Annotated in this window: 12 protein-coding genes; 8 read left to right on the forward strand and 4 right to left on the reverse strand. The window is 60.8% G+C overall.

Annotated elements, in window-relative coordinates; all coding sequences use genetic code 11:
- Nucleotides 1-27: 27 nt before the first annotated feature.
- Entirely contained in the window at nt 28-1257 is a 1230-nt protein-coding gene (locus tag ICY20_RS21230) for an acyl-CoA dehydrogenase (protein WP_194938520.1), read from the forward strand.
- A 122-nt stretch (nt 1258-1379) separates the two neighbouring features.
- On the opposite strand, the gene ICY20_RS21235 is transcribed toward ICY20_RS21230, so the two are convergent.
- Together ICY20_RS21235 and xthA are read right to left on the reverse strand one after the other, a co-directional pair.
- Nucleotides 1380-2711, reverse strand: coding sequence for a substrate-binding domain-containing protein (locus ICY20_RS21235; protein WP_194938521.1), 1332 nt, complete (start codon nt 2709-2711; stop codon nt 1380-1382).
- Between the two features lie 216 nt (nt 2712-2927).
- Nucleotides 2928-3740 (reverse strand): exodeoxyribonuclease III, encoded by an 813-nt coding sequence (xthA, locus tag ICY20_RS21240; RefSeq protein ID WP_159960913.1) that lies wholly within the window; start codon nt 3738-3740, stop codon nt 2928-2930.
- Nucleotides 3741-3920: 180 nt separating this feature from the next.
- On the opposite strand from xthA, the gene ICY20_RS21245 reads away from it, so the two are divergent.
- The 7 genes from ICY20_RS21245 (at nt 3921) to ICY20_RS21275 (ending at nt 14964) form a co-directional block, all read left to right on the forward strand.
- Nucleotides 3921-4571: a GNAT family N-acetyltransferase gene (locus tag ICY20_RS21245; protein WP_159960911.1), complete on the forward strand. Its 651-nt coding sequence runs from the start codon at nt 3921-3923 to the stop codon at nt 4569-4571.
- A 64-nt stretch (nt 4572-4635) separates the two neighbouring features.
- A complete protein-coding gene (locus ICY20_RS21250; RefSeq protein WP_159960909.1) occupies nt 4636-6363 on the forward strand; it encodes an autotransporter assembly complex protein TamA in 1728 nt (575 codons plus the stop codon).
- On the forward strand, nt 6363-10034 hold the full coding sequence (locus tag ICY20_RS21255) for a translocation/assembly module TamB domain-containing protein (protein WP_194938522.1): 3672 nt from the start codon (nt 6363-6365) through the stop codon (nt 10032-10034). Before ICY20_RS21250 ends, ICY20_RS21255 begins: the two co-directional genes overlap by 1 nt.
- 270 nt (nt 10035-10304) lie before the next feature.
- Entirely contained in the window at nt 10305-10775 is a 471-nt protein-coding gene (locus ICY20_RS21260; protein WP_159960878.1) for a MarR family winged helix-turn-helix transcriptional regulator, read from the forward strand.
- On the forward strand, nt 10775-12226 hold the full coding sequence (locus ICY20_RS21265; protein WP_194938523.1) for an efflux transporter outer membrane subunit: 1452 nt from the start codon (nt 10775-10777) through the stop codon (nt 12224-12226). Before ICY20_RS21260 ends, ICY20_RS21265 begins: the two co-directional genes overlap by 1 nt.
- A gap of 15 nt (nt 12227-12241) precedes the next feature.
- Nucleotides 12242-13435 (forward strand): efflux RND transporter periplasmic adaptor subunit, encoded by a 1194-nt coding sequence (locus tag ICY20_RS21270; RefSeq protein ID WP_159960874.1) that lies wholly within the window; start codon nt 12242-12244, stop codon nt 13433-13435.
- Nucleotides 13435-14964, forward strand: a complete 1530-nt coding sequence (locus ICY20_RS21275) for a DHA2 family efflux MFS transporter permease subunit (protein WP_159960872.1) — start codon at nt 13435-13437, stop codon at nt 14962-14964. The genes ICY20_RS21270 and ICY20_RS21275 overlap by 1 nt, the downstream gene beginning before the upstream one ends.
- A gap of 191 nt (nt 14965-15155) precedes the next feature.
- On the opposite strand, the gene lpxH is transcribed toward ICY20_RS21275, so the two are convergent.
- Both lpxH and ICY20_RS21285 read right to left on the reverse strand, forming a co-directional pair.
- Nucleotides 15156-15905 (reverse strand): UDP-2,3-diacylglucosamine diphosphatase, encoded by a 750-nt coding sequence (gene lpxH / locus ICY20_RS21280; RefSeq protein WP_194938524.1) that lies wholly within the window; start codon nt 15903-15905, stop codon nt 15156-15158.
- A gap of 2 nt (nt 15906-15907) precedes the next feature.
- Nucleotides 15908-16408: a peptidylprolyl isomerase gene (locus ICY20_RS21285; protein WP_159960868.1), complete on the reverse strand. Its 501-nt coding sequence runs from the start codon at nt 16406-16408 to the stop codon at nt 15908-15910.
- Nucleotides 16409-16517: the final 109 nt, after the last annotated feature.

The following is a 16517-nucleotide window of genomic DNA, read 5'->3' on the forward strand; positions in this document are numbered from 1 at the left end:
ACAACCTCTCAGAGAAGGGAGCTGCTCATGGATTTCGCTTATTCGCCCAAGGTTCAGGAACTGCGTGAACGCGTCACCGCGTTTATGGACGCCTACGTTTATCCGGCCGAGCCGGTGTTCGAACGCCAGGTCAACGAAGGTGACCGTTGGCAGCCCACTGCCATCATGGAAGAGTTGAAAGCCAAGGCTAAAGCCGAAGGCCTGTGGAACCTGTTCCTGCCCGAATCTGAGTTGGGCGCTGGCCTCACCAACCTCGAATACGCACCGTTGGCCGAAATCATGGGCCGCTCGCTGCTGGGCCCCGAGCCGTTCAACTGCTCCGCCCCGGACACCGGCAACATGGAAGTGCTGGTGCGCTACGCCAACGAAGAGCAAAAAGAGCGCTGGCTACAACCGCTGCTGCGCGGCGAGATCCGCTCGGCGTTTGCCATGACTGAACCCGATGTGGCTTCCTCGGACGCCACCAACATGGCCGCCACGGCCGAGCGTCAGGGCAACGAATGGGTGATCAACGGCAAGAAATGGTGGACCTCCGGCGCTTGCGACCCGCGTTGCAAGATCCTGATCTTCATGGGCCTGAGCAACCCCGACGCACCGCGCCATCAGCAGCACTCGATGATCCTGGTACCGGTCGACACCCCCGGTGTAAAAATCGTACGGCCGTTGCCGGTGTTCGGCTACGACGATGCGCCCCACGGCCACGCCGAAGTGCTGTTCGACAACGTGCGTGTGCCGTACGAAAACGTTCTGCTCGGTGAAGGCCGTGGCTTTGAAATCGCCCAGGGCCGCCTTGGCCCAGGTCGTATCCACCACTGCATGCGCTCCATCGGCATGGCTGAGCGGGCGTTGGAATTGATGTGCAAACGCGCCGTCAGCCGCACCGCGTTCGGCAAACCGTTGGCCCGCCTGGGGGGCAATATCGACAAGATCGCCGACTCACGGATGGAAATCGACATGGCCCGCCTGCTGACACTGAAGGCGGCGTACATGATGGACACGGCGGGTAATAAAGTGGCGAAAAGCGAAATCGCCCAGATCAAGGTAGTGGCGCCGAACGTGGCGTTGAAGGTAATCGACCGTGCGATCCAGATCCATGGCGGTGCGGGTGTTTCAAACGACTTCCCGCTGGCCTACATGTACGCCATGCAACGCACCCTGCGCCTGGCCGACGGCCCGGATGAAGTGCACCGCGCGGCGATTGGCAAGTTTGAAATTGGCAAGTATGTGCCTCGGGAGTTGATGCGCGGCGGGCAGTAACACCGCATCGCCTGCATCGCGGGCAAGCCCGGCTCCCACATTTTGAAGGCGTTCACAAATCAAAATGTGGGAGGGGGCTTGCTCGCGAAGGGGCCCGCCTGAACAACAAAAAACCTGAGGTTTCAGTACACCCAAACCTCCACCCGCCGGTTCTTGATGCGCCCTTCATCCGCCGTATTCGCCGCCACCGGCATCTGCGCCCCAAACCCGCGAATATCCCTCAGCACCACGCCGTTCTTGACCAACTCCCGCCGCACCGCCATGCCGCGCAGTTTCGACAGCAGCGCCGCACGCTGCGGGTCATTCTTGGCATCGCCAAACCCCACCAGGGTCACCTGCCTGTCGAGCTTGCCGTGGCCCTTGAGATAGGCCGCCACCCGCTGCAAGTCCTGGCGCGCCTTGTTGTCCAGGCTGGCGCTGCCTTCTTCGAAACGAAAATTCACCGTCAGGCGTTGGGCTTGGCGGGCGATGGCTTGATAGTCCTCCGGCATCGACGAGCGTGACTCCACCGAAATCGCCTGCACCTGCTGCGCGATAAACCCGCTGGCCGCGACAATCGCCTGGCCTTTGCTGCTCTGGGAAAAGTCCACCAGCGCCTTGGCCCATGGGTTATGGCTCGACGGCGGCAGGTAGAAAAACAGTCGGCGTGACAGCGGGTAATCCTCGGTAGCAATCAGGCTGTTCAACGGCAACATCGGCTGCGAGTCGCCGTCGACAATCGCCACGGCCTTGGCCTGGCGCACATAGGGCAGGCCGATAAAACCGATGCCCTGCGGGTCTTGGCTCACAGCGTCAGACAACTGCTCGCTGGACTCAAAACGCTGGGCCGCTGCGGCCAACGGCTTGCCGCGCAGGCGCAGCACCAGTTCCTTGAAGGTGTCGTAGGTGCCGGACTGATCATCCCGCGCATATAAATGAATAGCCCCGCCGACGCCGCCCAGGGCTTCCCACGTGCTGATATCGCCATTGAAAATCTGCGCCAGTTGCTCAGTGTTCAGGGTGTTCAATGGGTTTTGCGGGTTGAGGATAATCGCCAGGCCGTCGATGGCGATCACCTGTTCGGCGCCGGGGCTTTTCAGGTCGCCCAGGGGTTCAAGGTCGACCAGCTCGCTGTCTTTGATCGGACGGGATGACGCGGCGAGGTCAGCGGTGGTTTTTTTCAGCGCGCTGAAACCGGTGCTGGAGCCGTGGGCAGCGACTTCGATGGTCACGGTTTTGCCCTGGCGGGTCTTGCCGATGACGCGCTGTTCATTGGCGCCTTGCGCCGGTTCGCCGTGCACCGCTTGCAAGCCTTGGTGCTCCATCAAACCCTTGACCAACGCTGGCCCCAGTGCGGCGCCGATGGTGTTGGAGCCCTGGATGCGCAAGGCCGGGCCTTGGTCGGGAACAGGGAGGGGGGCAGCCACAGCGAACAGTGGAAACAGGACCAACAGGAACAGAACGCGCAGCCTCATGCCGGCACCTTCTTAAGCCAAAGGGAGTGCCGCGAGAATAAGTCAGGCAGGTTGCATAAATATGACTGACGCAGTGTGGTGCAAAATGTGGGAGGGGCGGTGCGACGATTCGACTTGCCCCCGATTGCAGTGTGTCAGCTACTAATAAGCTGGCTGATACTCCGCTATCGGGGGCAAGCCCCCTCCCACATTTGACCCCCTATCAGCCAGGAGGAATCAGCTCAATTCAAGCCATATCGGCGCATGGTCCGACGGCTTCTCCAGCCCACGCAAATCGTAATCCACGCCCGCATCCTTCACGCGAGGCAGCAAGCCATTGGACGCCAAAATCACATCAATGCGCAGCCCACGCTTGGGCTCATCCTCAAACCCACGGCTGCGGTAATCAAACCAGCTGAAGCGGTCGGCCACGGTCGGGTTGAGGTGGCGAAAGCTGTCCACCAAACCCCAGTTTTTCAGGCGGGCCAGCCACTCGCGTTCTTCCGGCAGGAAGCTGCACTTGCCGGTCTTGAGCCAGCGCTTGGCGTTGTCGGCACCAATGCCGATATCGATATCTTCGGGGGAGATGTTGATGTCGCCCATCACCACCAGCGCCTGGTCATTGCTGAACTGGCTTTCGAGCAACTGTTGCAGGTCTTCATAGAAGCGCTGCTTGGCCGGGAATTTGGTGGGGTGGTCGCGGCTTTCGCCCTGGGGGAAATAGCCGTTCATGATGGTGATCGGGTTGCCGTTTTCATCGGCAAAGGTGCCCCAGATAAATCGGCGCTGGGCGTCTTCTTCGTCGCCGGCAAACCCTTTGTGCAAGCTCAACGCCGGCTGGCGCGAGAGCAAGGCCACACCGTAGTGGCCTTTCTGGCCGTGGTAGTACACGTGATAGCCAAGGGCTTGCACTTCGGCGAGGGGGAACTGGTCGTCATGTACCTTGGTTTCCTGCAGGCCAATCACATCCGGTTGGTGCTTCTCGATCAGTGCCGCCAGCTGATGAGGGCGGGCGCGTAGCCCGTTGATATTGAAGGAGACGATTTTCATGGTCGGCAGTCCAGTCTTGGCAAAAGGGCGATGCTAGCCGACAAGTCGGACGGGGGCCAGCATGGCGGTAGGGCAGATGCGCTGCTAATGTCCGGGAACGACTCGTGCTGTGTAGGTTCGTAGCTATAAGAGCACTGCAAGAACGCTGCCTTTCAAGCCGCGCCCAGGGAGATTGACCATATGCCGGACACTTCAACTGCACCCGCTGAAATTCGCCTGCTCAACAGCGGCTATTCCCGCGAGGCTCGTTCCTTGTTGTACCAGGCCTATCGACACGAACCGACGTTCGCCTACATCTTCGAGGCCGAGCGTCCCGGTTATGAACAACGTGTGCGCGCCACGGTACGCGAGTTGGTCAAGCAGCATTTTTTTCAGAAACTTCCCGCCATCGGCCTGTTCGTCAACGACCGGCTGATCGGCATCGCGTTGATCGCACCGCCGCAACGGCGCCTGGGGATCACCGAAAGTTGGGCCTGGCAACTGCGCATGTGGCTGAGCACCGGGGTGCGCGGCACCCGGCGCTATCTGGACTACCACCACGCGGTTCTGGCCTGCTTGCCCAGCGAGTCGGTGCATGTGCTGCCATTGTTGGGTATTCACCCGCAGTTCCAGGGCAAGCACTACGGCGAGCAGTTGCTGGAGGCCGTGCATAACTGGTGCGCCGAAGACCCGCACTCGTCTGGCGTGGTGCTGGACACGGGGAACTCTCGCTATCTGGAGTTTTATAAGCGTCAGGGCTATGAGGAGATTGGCGAGGTCGCTGTAGGCCCCGTGCTGGAGCATGTTTTTTTCCACCCCAACCCCCGGCCGTTACAGGCTGCAACGGCTTAATGCAGAATTATTCAGACAATTCTGGGTTCAATGAATCTCCCTTGCTCGTGTAGCATCCGCGCCTATGAAGTTTCCAGGAAGATACACCAGCGGCTTGATGCTGCTGTTCACAAGCTTTGGCGCCTTGGCGCAAAGCGAATTGGACGTGCGGATCAAGCCCTCAAACGACGCGTTGAAAGCCAACATCGAAGGCTACATCGGCGGGGTGGGCGATCGTGATGAAGAGGCGTTGCTGCGGTTCAGCCGTGGCGCCGAAGAGCAGGCGCGTAAAGCCGCCCAGGCTCTGGGCTTCTATCAGCCACAGATTGAAAGTGATGTGAAAGGCGGTAAAAACCCGCGCTTGATCCTCACCATCGACCCAGGCGAACCGGTGCATTTGCGAGACGTAACCATTCGGGTCGACGGCCAGGCCTCCGACCTCAAGGGGTTTCGCGTGCCCGCCAGCCACGACCTCAAATCCGGCGCCGTGCTCAATCACGGCCATTACGAAGACGCCAAGCGTCTGATCCAGAACCAGGCCTCGCGCTACGGCTTTTTCAGCGGGCGCTTTATCAGCCAGAAACTCTCGGTAGACCCGCAAGCCGGCGTGGCCGATATCGAACTGATCTACGACAGCGGCCCGCGCTACACCTTGGGCCACGTCAACTTCAAGGGTGACACGCCGTTCGATGACGAACTGCTGCAACGCATGGTGCCGTTCAAAAGCGGCGCACCCTACGATTCCGAACTGATCGCCGAACTCAATCAAAACCTGCAAGCCAGCGGCTTTTTCGAAGGCGTGCGCGTGGACGCGACCCCGGCTGCGTCAACAGACGATGTGATCCCGGTGGCGGTGCAACTGGAAACCCGCAAGCCGCGCACCATGGGCCTGGGGCTTGGGTTTTCCACCGACGTCGGGCCGCGCGGCAAGGCCAACTGGACTCGCCACTGGGTCAACCCCCAAGGCCATAGCTATGGCTGGGAAGCCGAACTCTCGGCACCCCGTCAGAACGTCGGCTTGTGGTACGACATCCCGCTGGACCCACCGCTCACCGACAAATTGCGCTTCGCCGGTGGCTACCAGAATGAAGAACTGGCCAACACCGACACCTTGAGCAAGTTGCTCACCCTCGGCCCTGAATGGCACAGCAAATTGCCCAGCGGCTGGACCCGGGTCATCTCCCTCAAATACCAGCGCGAAGAGTATCGCCTGGGCAATGACTCGGGCCTCAGTAACCTGGTGATGCCGGGTATCAGCTATTCCTACCTGCGCAGCGACAACCGCATCGACCCTCACAACGGCTACCGCCTGCAATTTGATTCCAAGGTGGCCAAGGAGGGCTTGGGTTCCGACACCAACCTGCTTTACGGCACGGCCATGGTCAAAGGCCTCACCACGCTGTGGGACAACCACCGCTTTCTGGCCCGCGCACAAGTGGGTGGCAGCGCCACCAACGGTTACAAGTCGGTGCCGCCGTCACTGCGCTTCTTTGCCGGTGGCGACCAGAGCGTGCGCGGCTACGAGTACCAGACGCTGTCACCCGAAAACGATCGGGGCGACCGCATCGGTGGCCGCTACATGGTGGCCCTGAGCGCCGAGTATCAATACTCCATCACTGACAAGTGGCGGGTCGCGACCTTTATCGACCAAGGCAACTCCTTTAACAGCCTGGAACTGCCCAGCCTGAAAACCGGCGTTGGTGTTGGCATCCGCTGGGTCTCGCCGGTGGGGCCGATCCGCCTCGACCTGGCCCATGCCCTCGAAGATCCGGGCGGCGTTCGATTGCACTTTTCCATGGGGCCTGAGCTGTGATGCGTGGTTTGAAAATAGCGGGGCTGGCCGTGGTGGCCATCCTCGCCGTGCTGTTACTGGCACTGTGGGCGGTACTCGGTACTCAAGCGGGCAGCCGCTGGGCCCTGGGCCGGGTGCCGGGTTTAAGCGTGGAGAATTTCCAAGGCCACTTGGGTGGCCGCTGGAGCGCCGACCATCTGTTGTGGCAGCAGGAAGGCAGTCGCGTCGAGCTCACGGCGCCGACGTTCGATTGGTCACCGGCGTGCCTGCTGCGTATGACCCTGTGTATCGATCAGTTGGACGTAGAAAAAGTCAGCCTGCAATTTGCGCCGAGCACTGAAGAGAGCAGCGGGCCAATCCTGTTACCCGATTTGAAACTGCCGGTAGCCCTCCAGTTGGGCGACGTTCGCGTCGGTAGCCTGCTGTACAACGGCAGCGAAGAACTCAAGGGCCTGCAACTGGCTGCGCACTGGACTGCCGCGGGTATGCAGATAGATTCAGTACACCTGCAACGCGACGATTTGGTCCTGGACCTGACAGGCCTGCTGCAACCCACTGGCAACTGGCCATTGAGCGCAACCGGTAATGTGAGCCTGCCGTACGCGCCAGGCGGGGCGCCGTGGAAGGTCGCGTTGAAAATTGAGGGCGACCTGCTCAAGACCCTCAAACTCGACGCCGACAGCAGCGGCTACCTGCCCGCCAAACTCACGGGCGAGTTGCAACCGTTGGTGGAAAACCTCCCGGCGCAGCTGCATATCACCTCAGACGCTTTCAAACCCAGCGCCGACCTGCCCGATACCCTGCAACTCAATCAACTGGATCTCACGGCCAAAGGCGACCTGAAAAGCGGTTACCAGTTGCTGGGCAAGGCCGTACTCCCAGCGGAAAAAGGCCCCGTGGACCTGCTGCTGCAAGGCAAGGTCGACGCAAAGGGCGCGCAGATCGCCGGGCTGGACCTGACGGCAGGCGACAAACAAAGCCTCAAGCTCACCGCCCAATTGGACTGGCAACAAGGCTTCAGCGCCGACGCCAAGATCGACTGGCTGGATTTCCCTTGGCATCGCCTCTATCCGGTGATCGATGAGCCCCAGGTTGCACTGCGCACCTTCAACGGCGAGATCTCCTACAAGGACGGCAACTACCTCGGCAACCTCAAGGCCGACCTCGATGGCCCGGCGGGCAAGTTCAATGTGGTCACGCCGTTCAGTGGCGACCTTAAGCAGATCTTTCTGCCGGAACTGAAACTCACCGCAGGCCAAGGCAAGGCCGAAGGCCACCTCAACCTGCAATTCGCCGATGGCATCGCCTGGGACACTGCGCTGGATTTGTCGGCCTTGAACCCGGCGTACTGGGTCGCAGAACTGCCTGGCACCCTGGCCGGCCCGCTGCGCAGTAAGGGTGAGTTCAAGAACGAACAACTCAAGCTCAACGCCGACCTCGACCTCAAAGGCCGGCTGCGCGGGCAAACCGCCGTGGTGGCGGCCAAGGCTGAAGGCGCGGGCGAGCAGTGGACACTGGCTAACCTGGATATCCGCCTGGGCGACAACCGCATCAACGGCAGCGGCAGCTTGCAACAGCGCCTGGCCGGGCAGATCGATATCAAGCTGGCGCGCCTGGCCCAGCTGTGGCCGCAATTACGTGGGCAAATCAACGGCCGTCTCGACGTCGCCGGTAGCCTCAAGGCGCCCCAAGGCAAGCTCGACCTCAAGGGTCTGCAATTAGCGTTTGCCGACAATCGCCTGCAAAGCCTCACCCTTAATGCAAACCTCGACAGCGCCCAACGCGCCAAAATCGACCTCAAGGGCAGTGGCATCCAATCCGGCGATACGCAGGTGGGTACCTTGACCGCCAGCGCCCAGGGCGATATCAAAAACCAGAAAGTCCAACTCGACCTTGCCGGGCCTTTGATCAAACTGGCGTTGGCGTTGGACGGCAACCTCGACAAAGGTAACTGGCGCGGGCGCCTCGCCAGTGGCGATGTACAGGCCGGCGGCCAGGACTGGAAGCTACAAGCGCCAGCCAAAATCGAACGCCTGGCCGATGGCAAACTGACCTTCGCCGCCCATTGCTGGGTGTCTGGCCCCGCGAGCCTGTGTGGCGAAGACCAACGCCTGATGCCCGAGCCCAAGCTGCGTTACCACCTCAAGCAATTCCCCATCGACAGCCTGGCGGCTTGGTTGCCCAAGGACTTCGCCTGGCACGGCAAGCTCAACGCCGACGTGCAACTCGACTTGCCTGACAGCGGCCCCAAAGGCGTGGTCTCGGTGGACGCCAGCGGCGGCACCTTGCGCGTCAAGGACAAGGCCCAGTGGGTGGACTTCCCCTACGACACCCTCAAGCTGGAAACCACCCTCAACCCCAAGCGCATCGACACCTTGCTGAACTTCCGTGGCGGCAAACTCGGCGAACTGATGGTGCAGGCGCAGATCAACCCCTTGGCCAAGAACAAACCCATCACCGGCACCTTCAACCTCGCCGGTCTCGACCTCGCCGTGGCGCGGCCGTTTGTGCCGATGGTGGAAACCCTCAGCGGCAAGCTCAACGGTAACGGCCGCATTTCCGGCGGCTTGCTGGCGCCACTGGTCAACGGCAACGTCAATCTGGTGGGCGGCGAAGTGTCCGGCCCTGAACTGCCCATCAGCCTCGAAGGCCTCAACGTGCAAGCGTTGATCGCTGGCGAAAGCGTGCAGCTCAACGGCGCCTGGCGCAGCGGTAAAGCCGGGCAGGGCAGCCTCAAGGGGCAGATCGATTGGGGCCAGGCCGTGGTGGTCGACCTCAGCCTGCAAGGCTCGCAACTGCCGGTCACCGTGGAGCCTTACGCGGTGCTGGAAGTAGCGCCTGACCTTAAGATCACGATGAAAAACGACAAGCTGGCCATCGCCGGTAAGGTGCAGATTCCGCGTGGCGATATCGTGGTGCGGGAGCTGCCGCCGTCTACCGTCAAGGTCTCGGATGACACCGTGATCATCGGCAGCCAGACCGAAGAGGGCAAACCGCCGATGGCCATGGCCATGGATATCGACGTGGCCGTGGGCGAAGACCAGCTCAACTTCTCGGGCTTCGGCCTCACGGCCAAGGTGCAAGGCCACGTGCATATTGGCGACAACCTGGACACCCGTGGCGAGCTGTGGCTCAACGACGGCCGCTACCGCGCCTACGGCCAGAAGCTCGACGTGCGCCGCGCCCGATTGCTATTCGCCGGGCCGCTCGACCAGCCGTACCTCGACATCGAAGCCATCCGCAAGACCGGCGATATCGTCGCCGGTATCCGTTTGAGCGGCAGCGCCGAGCAGCCCACTACGCAAATCTTCTCTGAGCCGGCGATGGCCCAGGAGCAAGCCTTGTCTTACCTGGTGCTGGGGCGTCCGCTCAATAACACCGGCGAAGACAACAACATGCTCGCCCAAGCCGCGCTGGGCCTGGGCTTGATGGGTAGCGCCGGGGTTACGTCTGACTTGGCCAAGAACCTCGGTATCAAGGATTTCGAGCTCGACACCCAAGGCAGCGGCACCACCACCGCAGTCGTGGCCAGTGGCAAGATCACCGAGAAACTCAGCCTGCGTTATGGGGTGGGAGTGTTTGAGCCGGCGAGCACGATTGCGTTGCGGTATTTGTTGAGCAAGAAGGTGTATCTGGAAGTGGCCAGTGGTGTGGCCAGTTCCCTGGATATCTTCTACAAGCGCGATTTCTAAAGCCTCACTGGGACTAAAAATGTGGGAGGGGCGGTGCGACGATTCGACTTGCCCCCGATGGCGGAGGGTCAGCTACAAATCAGTAGACTGATACACCGCTATCGGGGGCAAGTCGAATCGTCGCACCGCCCCTCCCACATTTGTTTGTATTCCACTTCCCCATCTCAAGAAAATACCAAGCAACCTAATCATTCCATTTGACATTCGCTGCCTAAGCAGTAATATCTCGTCATACATTCACTGCCTAGGCAGTAATAAGGTGACTTCCCAATGAAACACTTCACCCCGGACAACTTCCATAACTGCCACCTCGGCCTGTTGCTGGGCCGTGCTGCGATCCTCAAAGACAAGATCATCGACACCCATATGGAGCCCCACGGCATCACCGCCGCGCAGTTCAAGGTGTTGATCATCATGGCGCAGTTCGGCGTCGATACCCCGGCGGAGCTGTGTCGCAACCTGTCCCTGGACAGCGGCTCAATGACCCGCATGCTCGACCGCCTTGAGCAAAAGGGCCTGCTGGACCGCAAACGTTCCGAGCAGGACCGCCGCCAGGTGCAGTTGGTGCTTACCGAAGGTGGTCAGCGTTTGGCTGACATGTTGCCGCACATCGGTGCGCAAGCCTTGAACCAGCTCGCTGGCGCTCTTGAGCCGGGTGAGCTGGAGACCCTGGAAAAGATCCTCAAGAAAATTCTGATAGCTGCCGGTGACCCCATCACTCTGCAGCGGGTAGGTAAATAATGAACACACGTGCCCTTTGCCTGGTGCTGGTCGCCATGAGCATGGCCGGCTGCGCCAACTTCAGTGGTCTCGATACCCAGGGTAAAAACCTCGACGCCAATACCCTGCAAATCGGTAAATCCCTGAGCGGCATAACCCTGTCCCAAGCCGCCTGGCCCAGCGCCGATTGGTGGAAAAGCCTCGGCGACCCGCAGCTCGACAGCCTGATTCAGGAGGCCCTGCAAAACAGCCCCGACATGCAAGTTGCGAGCGCCCGTGCCCACCAGGCTGAAGCGGCTGCCTACGCCGCCGACGCTGCACGCATGCCGACCCTGGACGCTAGCGCCGGTGTGACCCGCTCGCGCCTTCCTAGGGATCAAGACCCATTGGGGCAGGGCGATGCCTATTCCACCGTGCGAAAAATCGGCGCCAGCTTCAATTACAGCTTTGACCTCTGGGGTGGCCAGCGCGCCGCCTGGGAAGCCGCATTAGGCCAGGCCCGCGCCGCCGAAGTCGATCAACAGGCTGCGCGCCTGACCCTGGCCGCCAACGTGGCCAAGGCCTACAGCGATTTGGGCCAGGCCCATATCGTGCGTGACCTGGCCAATGACGACCTCAAGCGCACCCGTCAAATGTTGGACCTGGGCAAACGTCGCCTCAGCTCGGGCATCGACAGCCAATACCAGTACCAGCAAACCGAAAGCCTGGAAGCCAGCTCACAGTCGCAACTGATCGACGCTGAAAAACAACTCTCCAGCGCCAAGATCGCCCTGGCGGTGTTGCTCGGCAAAGGCCCTGACCGTGGCGGCGAGTTGACCCGCCCCAATGTGCTCAAACCCAGCGCCGTGGCCGTGCCGTCGGTGCTGCCCGCCGAACTGCTGGGCCGCCGCCCCGACCTGATCGCCGCGCGCTGGCGCGTCGAGGCCGCGAGCAAGAACGTGGCCGCGAGCAAAACCCGTTTCTACCCCAACCTCAACCTGAGCGCGAGCGCCGGGGCCGAGTCGTTGCTGGGGGATGCGATGTTCGGGTCCGCCAGCCGCTTCTTCAGCATCGCGCCGACGATCTCGCTGCCGATTTTCGACGGTGGCCGTCTGCGCGCCGACCTCGATGCTCGCGACGCCGACTACGACCTGGCCGTGGCCCAGTACAACAAAACCCTGGTGCAAGCCTTGGGTGACATTGGCAACACCCTCGCACAACTGCGCGACACCGGCCGCCAAATCCAGGCCCAGCAACATGCTGCGGACATTGCCCAGCAGTCCTACGACACCGGCGTGCAGCGCTACAGCTCGGGCATCGGTAACTACCTGGATGTGCTCAGCATCGAGCAGCAATTGCTGCAAGCCCAGCGTCAGTTGGCAACCCTGAATGCCGCGCAGATCGATCTGTCGATTCAATTGATGCAGGCCCTGGGTGGCGGGTTCAACGCCGCAAACGTGGCAGCGGCCACCCCAGCAACACGTACGGAATAATTTGAGGTATTTGTCATGGCCACTGCCGACAGCAACACCGCAACACCGCAAGACAACAACCCACGCAAGCGCAAAGTCCTGCTGATCGGCCTGGCGCTGATCGTCATCCTCGCCGTCGCTGGCGTGTGGGCCTGGCATGAACTCTATGGGCGCTTCAACGAAAGCACCGACGACGCCTACGTGAACGGCAACGTGGTGGAAATCACCCCGCTGGTCACTGGCACCGTGGTCAGCATCGGCGCCGACGATGGCGACCTGGTCCACGAAGGCCAGGTGCTGATCAACTTCGACCCGAACGACGCCGCCGTCGGCTTGCAAAGTGCCCAAGCCAACCTGGCCCGCACCGTGCGCCAAGTGCGTGGCTTGTACAGCAACGTCGATGGCATGAAAGCCCAGGTCAACGCACAGAAAGCCGACGTGCAAACCGCCCAAGACAATTTCAATCGCCGTAAAACGTTGGCCCAGGGCGGTGCGATTTCCCAGGAAGAACTGTCCCACGCCCGTGACAGCTTGACCGCCGCCAAGAACGCGCTGACCAACCTTGAGCAACAACTCAAGACCAGCAACGCCCTGGTGGACGACACCGTGATTTCGTCCCACCCCGACGTGCAGGCCGCCGCCGCGCAACTGCGCCAGGCTTACCTGACCAACGCCCGCAGCACGCTGATTGCACCGGTTACCGGTTACGTGGCCAAGCGCACCGTGCAACTGGGCCAGCGCGTACAGCCGGGTACTGCGTTGATGGCGGTGATCCCACTGAACCAGCTGTGGATCGACGCCAACTTCAAGGAAACCCAGCTGCGCAATATGCGCATCGGCCAGCCGGTGGATATCGAGTCGGATATCTACGGCAGCGACGTGAAGTTCAGCGGCACCATCGACAGCCTCGGTGCTGGCACTGGCAGCGCGTTTGCCTTGCTGCCGGCGCAAAATGCCACCGGTAACTGGATCAAGATCGTGCAGCGCGTGCCGGTACGCATCCATATCAACGCCGACGAGTTGGCCAAGCATCCGCTGCGCGTGGGCTTGTCTACGCTGGTCAACGTTGACCTGCACGACCAGAGTGGCCCGGTGCTCGCCCAGCAGCCGCCGCAAAAAGCCTCGTTCACCACCACTGTGTATGACCGCCAACTGGCCGAAGCCGACGCCATGATCACCCAGTTGATCCATGACAACAGCGTCGCCGCTCCCAAGGCTGCGCAACGCTGATGAGCAATAACGCCTCCTTCACGCCACCCAGCCTGTTGATGGCCACTATTGGCCTGTCGCTGGCGACCTTTATGCAGGTGCTCGACACCACCATCGCCAACGTGGCGTTGCCGACCATTTCCGGCAACCTGGGCGTCAGTTCGGAGCAGGGCACCTGGGTGATCACCTCTTTTGCCGTGAGCAACGCCATCGCCTTGCCGCTGACCGGTTGGCTGAGCCGTCGGTTTGGCGAGGTGAAGCTGTTCCTGTGGGCGACCATCCTGTTTGTACTGGCCTCGTTCCTATGCGGTATTTCCACCTCGATGCCCGAGCTGATCGGCTTTCGGGTGCTGCAAGGCTTGGTCGCCGGGCCGTTGTACCCGATGACGCAGACGTTGCTGATCGCGGTCTACCCGCCGGCCAGGCGTGGCATGGCCTTGGCGTTACTGGCGATGGTCACGGTGGTGGCGCCGATTGCCGGGCCGATCCTCGGCGGGTGGATCACCGACAGTTACAGCTGGCCGTGGATCTTCTTTATCAACGTGCCTATCGGCATCTTTGCGGTGATGGTGGTGCGTTCGCAGTTGAAGAAACGCCCAGTCGTCACCAGCCACCAGCCGATGGACTACGTTGGGTTGCTGAGCTTGATCGTCGGGGTTGGCGCCTTGCAGATCATCCTCGACAAGGGCAATGACCTGGACTGGTTCGAGTCCAACTTCATCATCATTGGTGCGGCGATTTCGGTGGTTGCCCTGGCGGTGTTTATCATCTGGGAGCTCACCGACAAACATCCGGTGGTCAACCTGCGGTTGTTTGCCTATCGCAACTTCAGGATCGGCACCATTGTGTTGATCCTTGGCTATGCGGGCTTCTTCGGTATCAACCTGATCCTGCCGCAATGGCTGCAAACCCAGATGGGCTACACCGCTACCTGGGCCGGGCTGGCAGTGGCGCCGATCGGTATTCTGCCGGTGCTGATGTCACCGTTCGTGGGCAAGTACGCGCACAAGTTCGACCTGCGTTTGCTGGCGGGCCTGGCGTTCCTGGCGATTGGCTTGAGCTGCTTTATGCGGGCGGGTTTCACCAATGAGGTGGATTTCACCCATATCGCCCTGGTGCAGTTGTTTATGGGTATCGGCGTGGCGCTGTTCTTTATGCCGACCTTGAGCATCCTGATGTCTGACCTGCCGCCGCACCAGATTGCCGATGGCGCGGGCCTGGCCACCTTCCTGCGGACCCTGGGCGGCAGCTTCGCGGCGTCGCTGACCACTTGGATCTGGATTCGCCGGGCCGACCAGCACCATGCGTACATGAGTGAAAACATGACCACTTACGACTCCGCCACCCGCAATGCGCTGGACGCGTTGGGTGGGGCAGGGCAGAAGGCCTACACGCAGCTGGACCAGATCCTCACCAGCCAGGCGTACATGATGTCCACCGTGGATTACTTCACGTTGCTGGGGTGGATGTTCATGGGGTTGATGTTGCTGGTGTGGCTGGCCAAGCCGCCGTTTGGGGCGAAGGCTGGGCCGGAGGCTTCAGGTCACTGATCCACAAAAGCCGGGATGCAATCCAAAGGTTGGAAAGCAGTCAAAGGTTGGAATGCAGTCTAATGTGGGAGGGGGCTTGCCCCCGATGGCGGTGTGTCAGTGAATATATCTATCACTGACCCACTGCAATCGGGAGCAAGCCCCCTCCCACATTTAAATCTGTGTTCACATTGGAGCTGTGTTGTCTGGTCTTAGGCGCCAGGCAGTGCCAGCTGTGGATTGACGAAGTCAAACGCCGCCAACTGAAACCCTTGCTCATCCACCTGCAACGCCCACCCTTGCTTGTCCCAATCCCCCAGCACAATGCGCTTGGCCGCCTGGTCACCAATCTGCAACTTATGAATGGCCGGGCGGTGGGTATGGCCGTGGACCAGGGTGCGCACGCCAAACTGCTGCATCACCCGCGGCACTTCCTCGGGGGTGACATCCACAATGTCATTGGCCTTCATGCGCGTCTGCGCACGGCTCTCGCTGCGCAGTTTGCGCGCCAGCTTGTGGCGGGTGCGCAACGGCAAATGCCGCAGGATAAACAGCACAATGGGGTTGCGCAGGATGCGCCGCAGCTTCATATAGCCGACGTCGCGGGTGCAGAGGCTGTCGCCGTGCATCAATAGCACCGGCTCGCCTAACAATTGCACGACACTCGGGTCCTTGAGCAAGGTGGCGCCGGCGGCTTTGCAGAACGCCTTGCCGATCAGGAAATCGCGGTTGCCATGCATGATAAAAATCGGGGTGCCGCTGTCGCTCAGCTCGCGCAGAGCCTCGCCTATCGAACGCTGGAAGGGGGTCATGCCATCGTCGCCAATCCAGGCTTCAAAGAAGTCCCCCAGAATGTACAACGCCTGGGCGCCACGGGCGCGGCCGTGGAGCAGATCCAGAAACGCCCGGGTAATATCCGGGCGCTCCTCTTCCAGATGCAAGTCTGAAATAAGCAGGATCACGCTTAGATGATCTCGGCTTTCTCGACGATAACGTCTTCTACCGGAACGTCTTGGTGACCGGCTTTGCTGGTGGTCTGCACGCCTTTGATCTTGTCAACGACGTCCTGGCCTTCGGTCACTTTACCGAATACCGCGTAGCCCCAGCCTTGTACGTTCTTGCCGCTGTGGTTCAGGAAGGTGTTGTCGGCCACGTTGATGAAGAACTGCGCGGAGGCCGAATGCGGCTCCATGGTGCGGGCCATGGCAACGGTGTACTTTTCGTTGGAAAGGCCGTTGTCCGCTTCGTTCTGAATGCTTGGGCGCTTGTCTTTCTTTTCTTTCATGCCAGGTTCGAAACCGCCGCCCTGCACCATGAAGTTACCGATCACACGGTGGAAAACGGTGTTTTCGTAGTGGCCGGCGTTCACGTACTCGATGAAGTTGGCAACGGTGATCGGCGCTTTTTCGGCGTTCAGCTCGATGACGATGTCACCGTGGTTGGTGGTCAGTTTGACTTGAGTCATGGTCGTTTCTCTTTCAAGGAATTCGTGGGTGTGGACGACTGAGCGCCTTACCAGTTTGGCGAAACAGCGGCCAAGGGGCGCAGTTTAGCGTGACCTGTAGGAATTTCGA

The organism is Pseudomonas pisciculturae (assembly GCF_015461805.1).
GTDB lineage: Bacteria > Pseudomonadota > Gammaproteobacteria > Pseudomonadales > Pseudomonadaceae > Aquipseudomonas > Aquipseudomonas pisciculturae.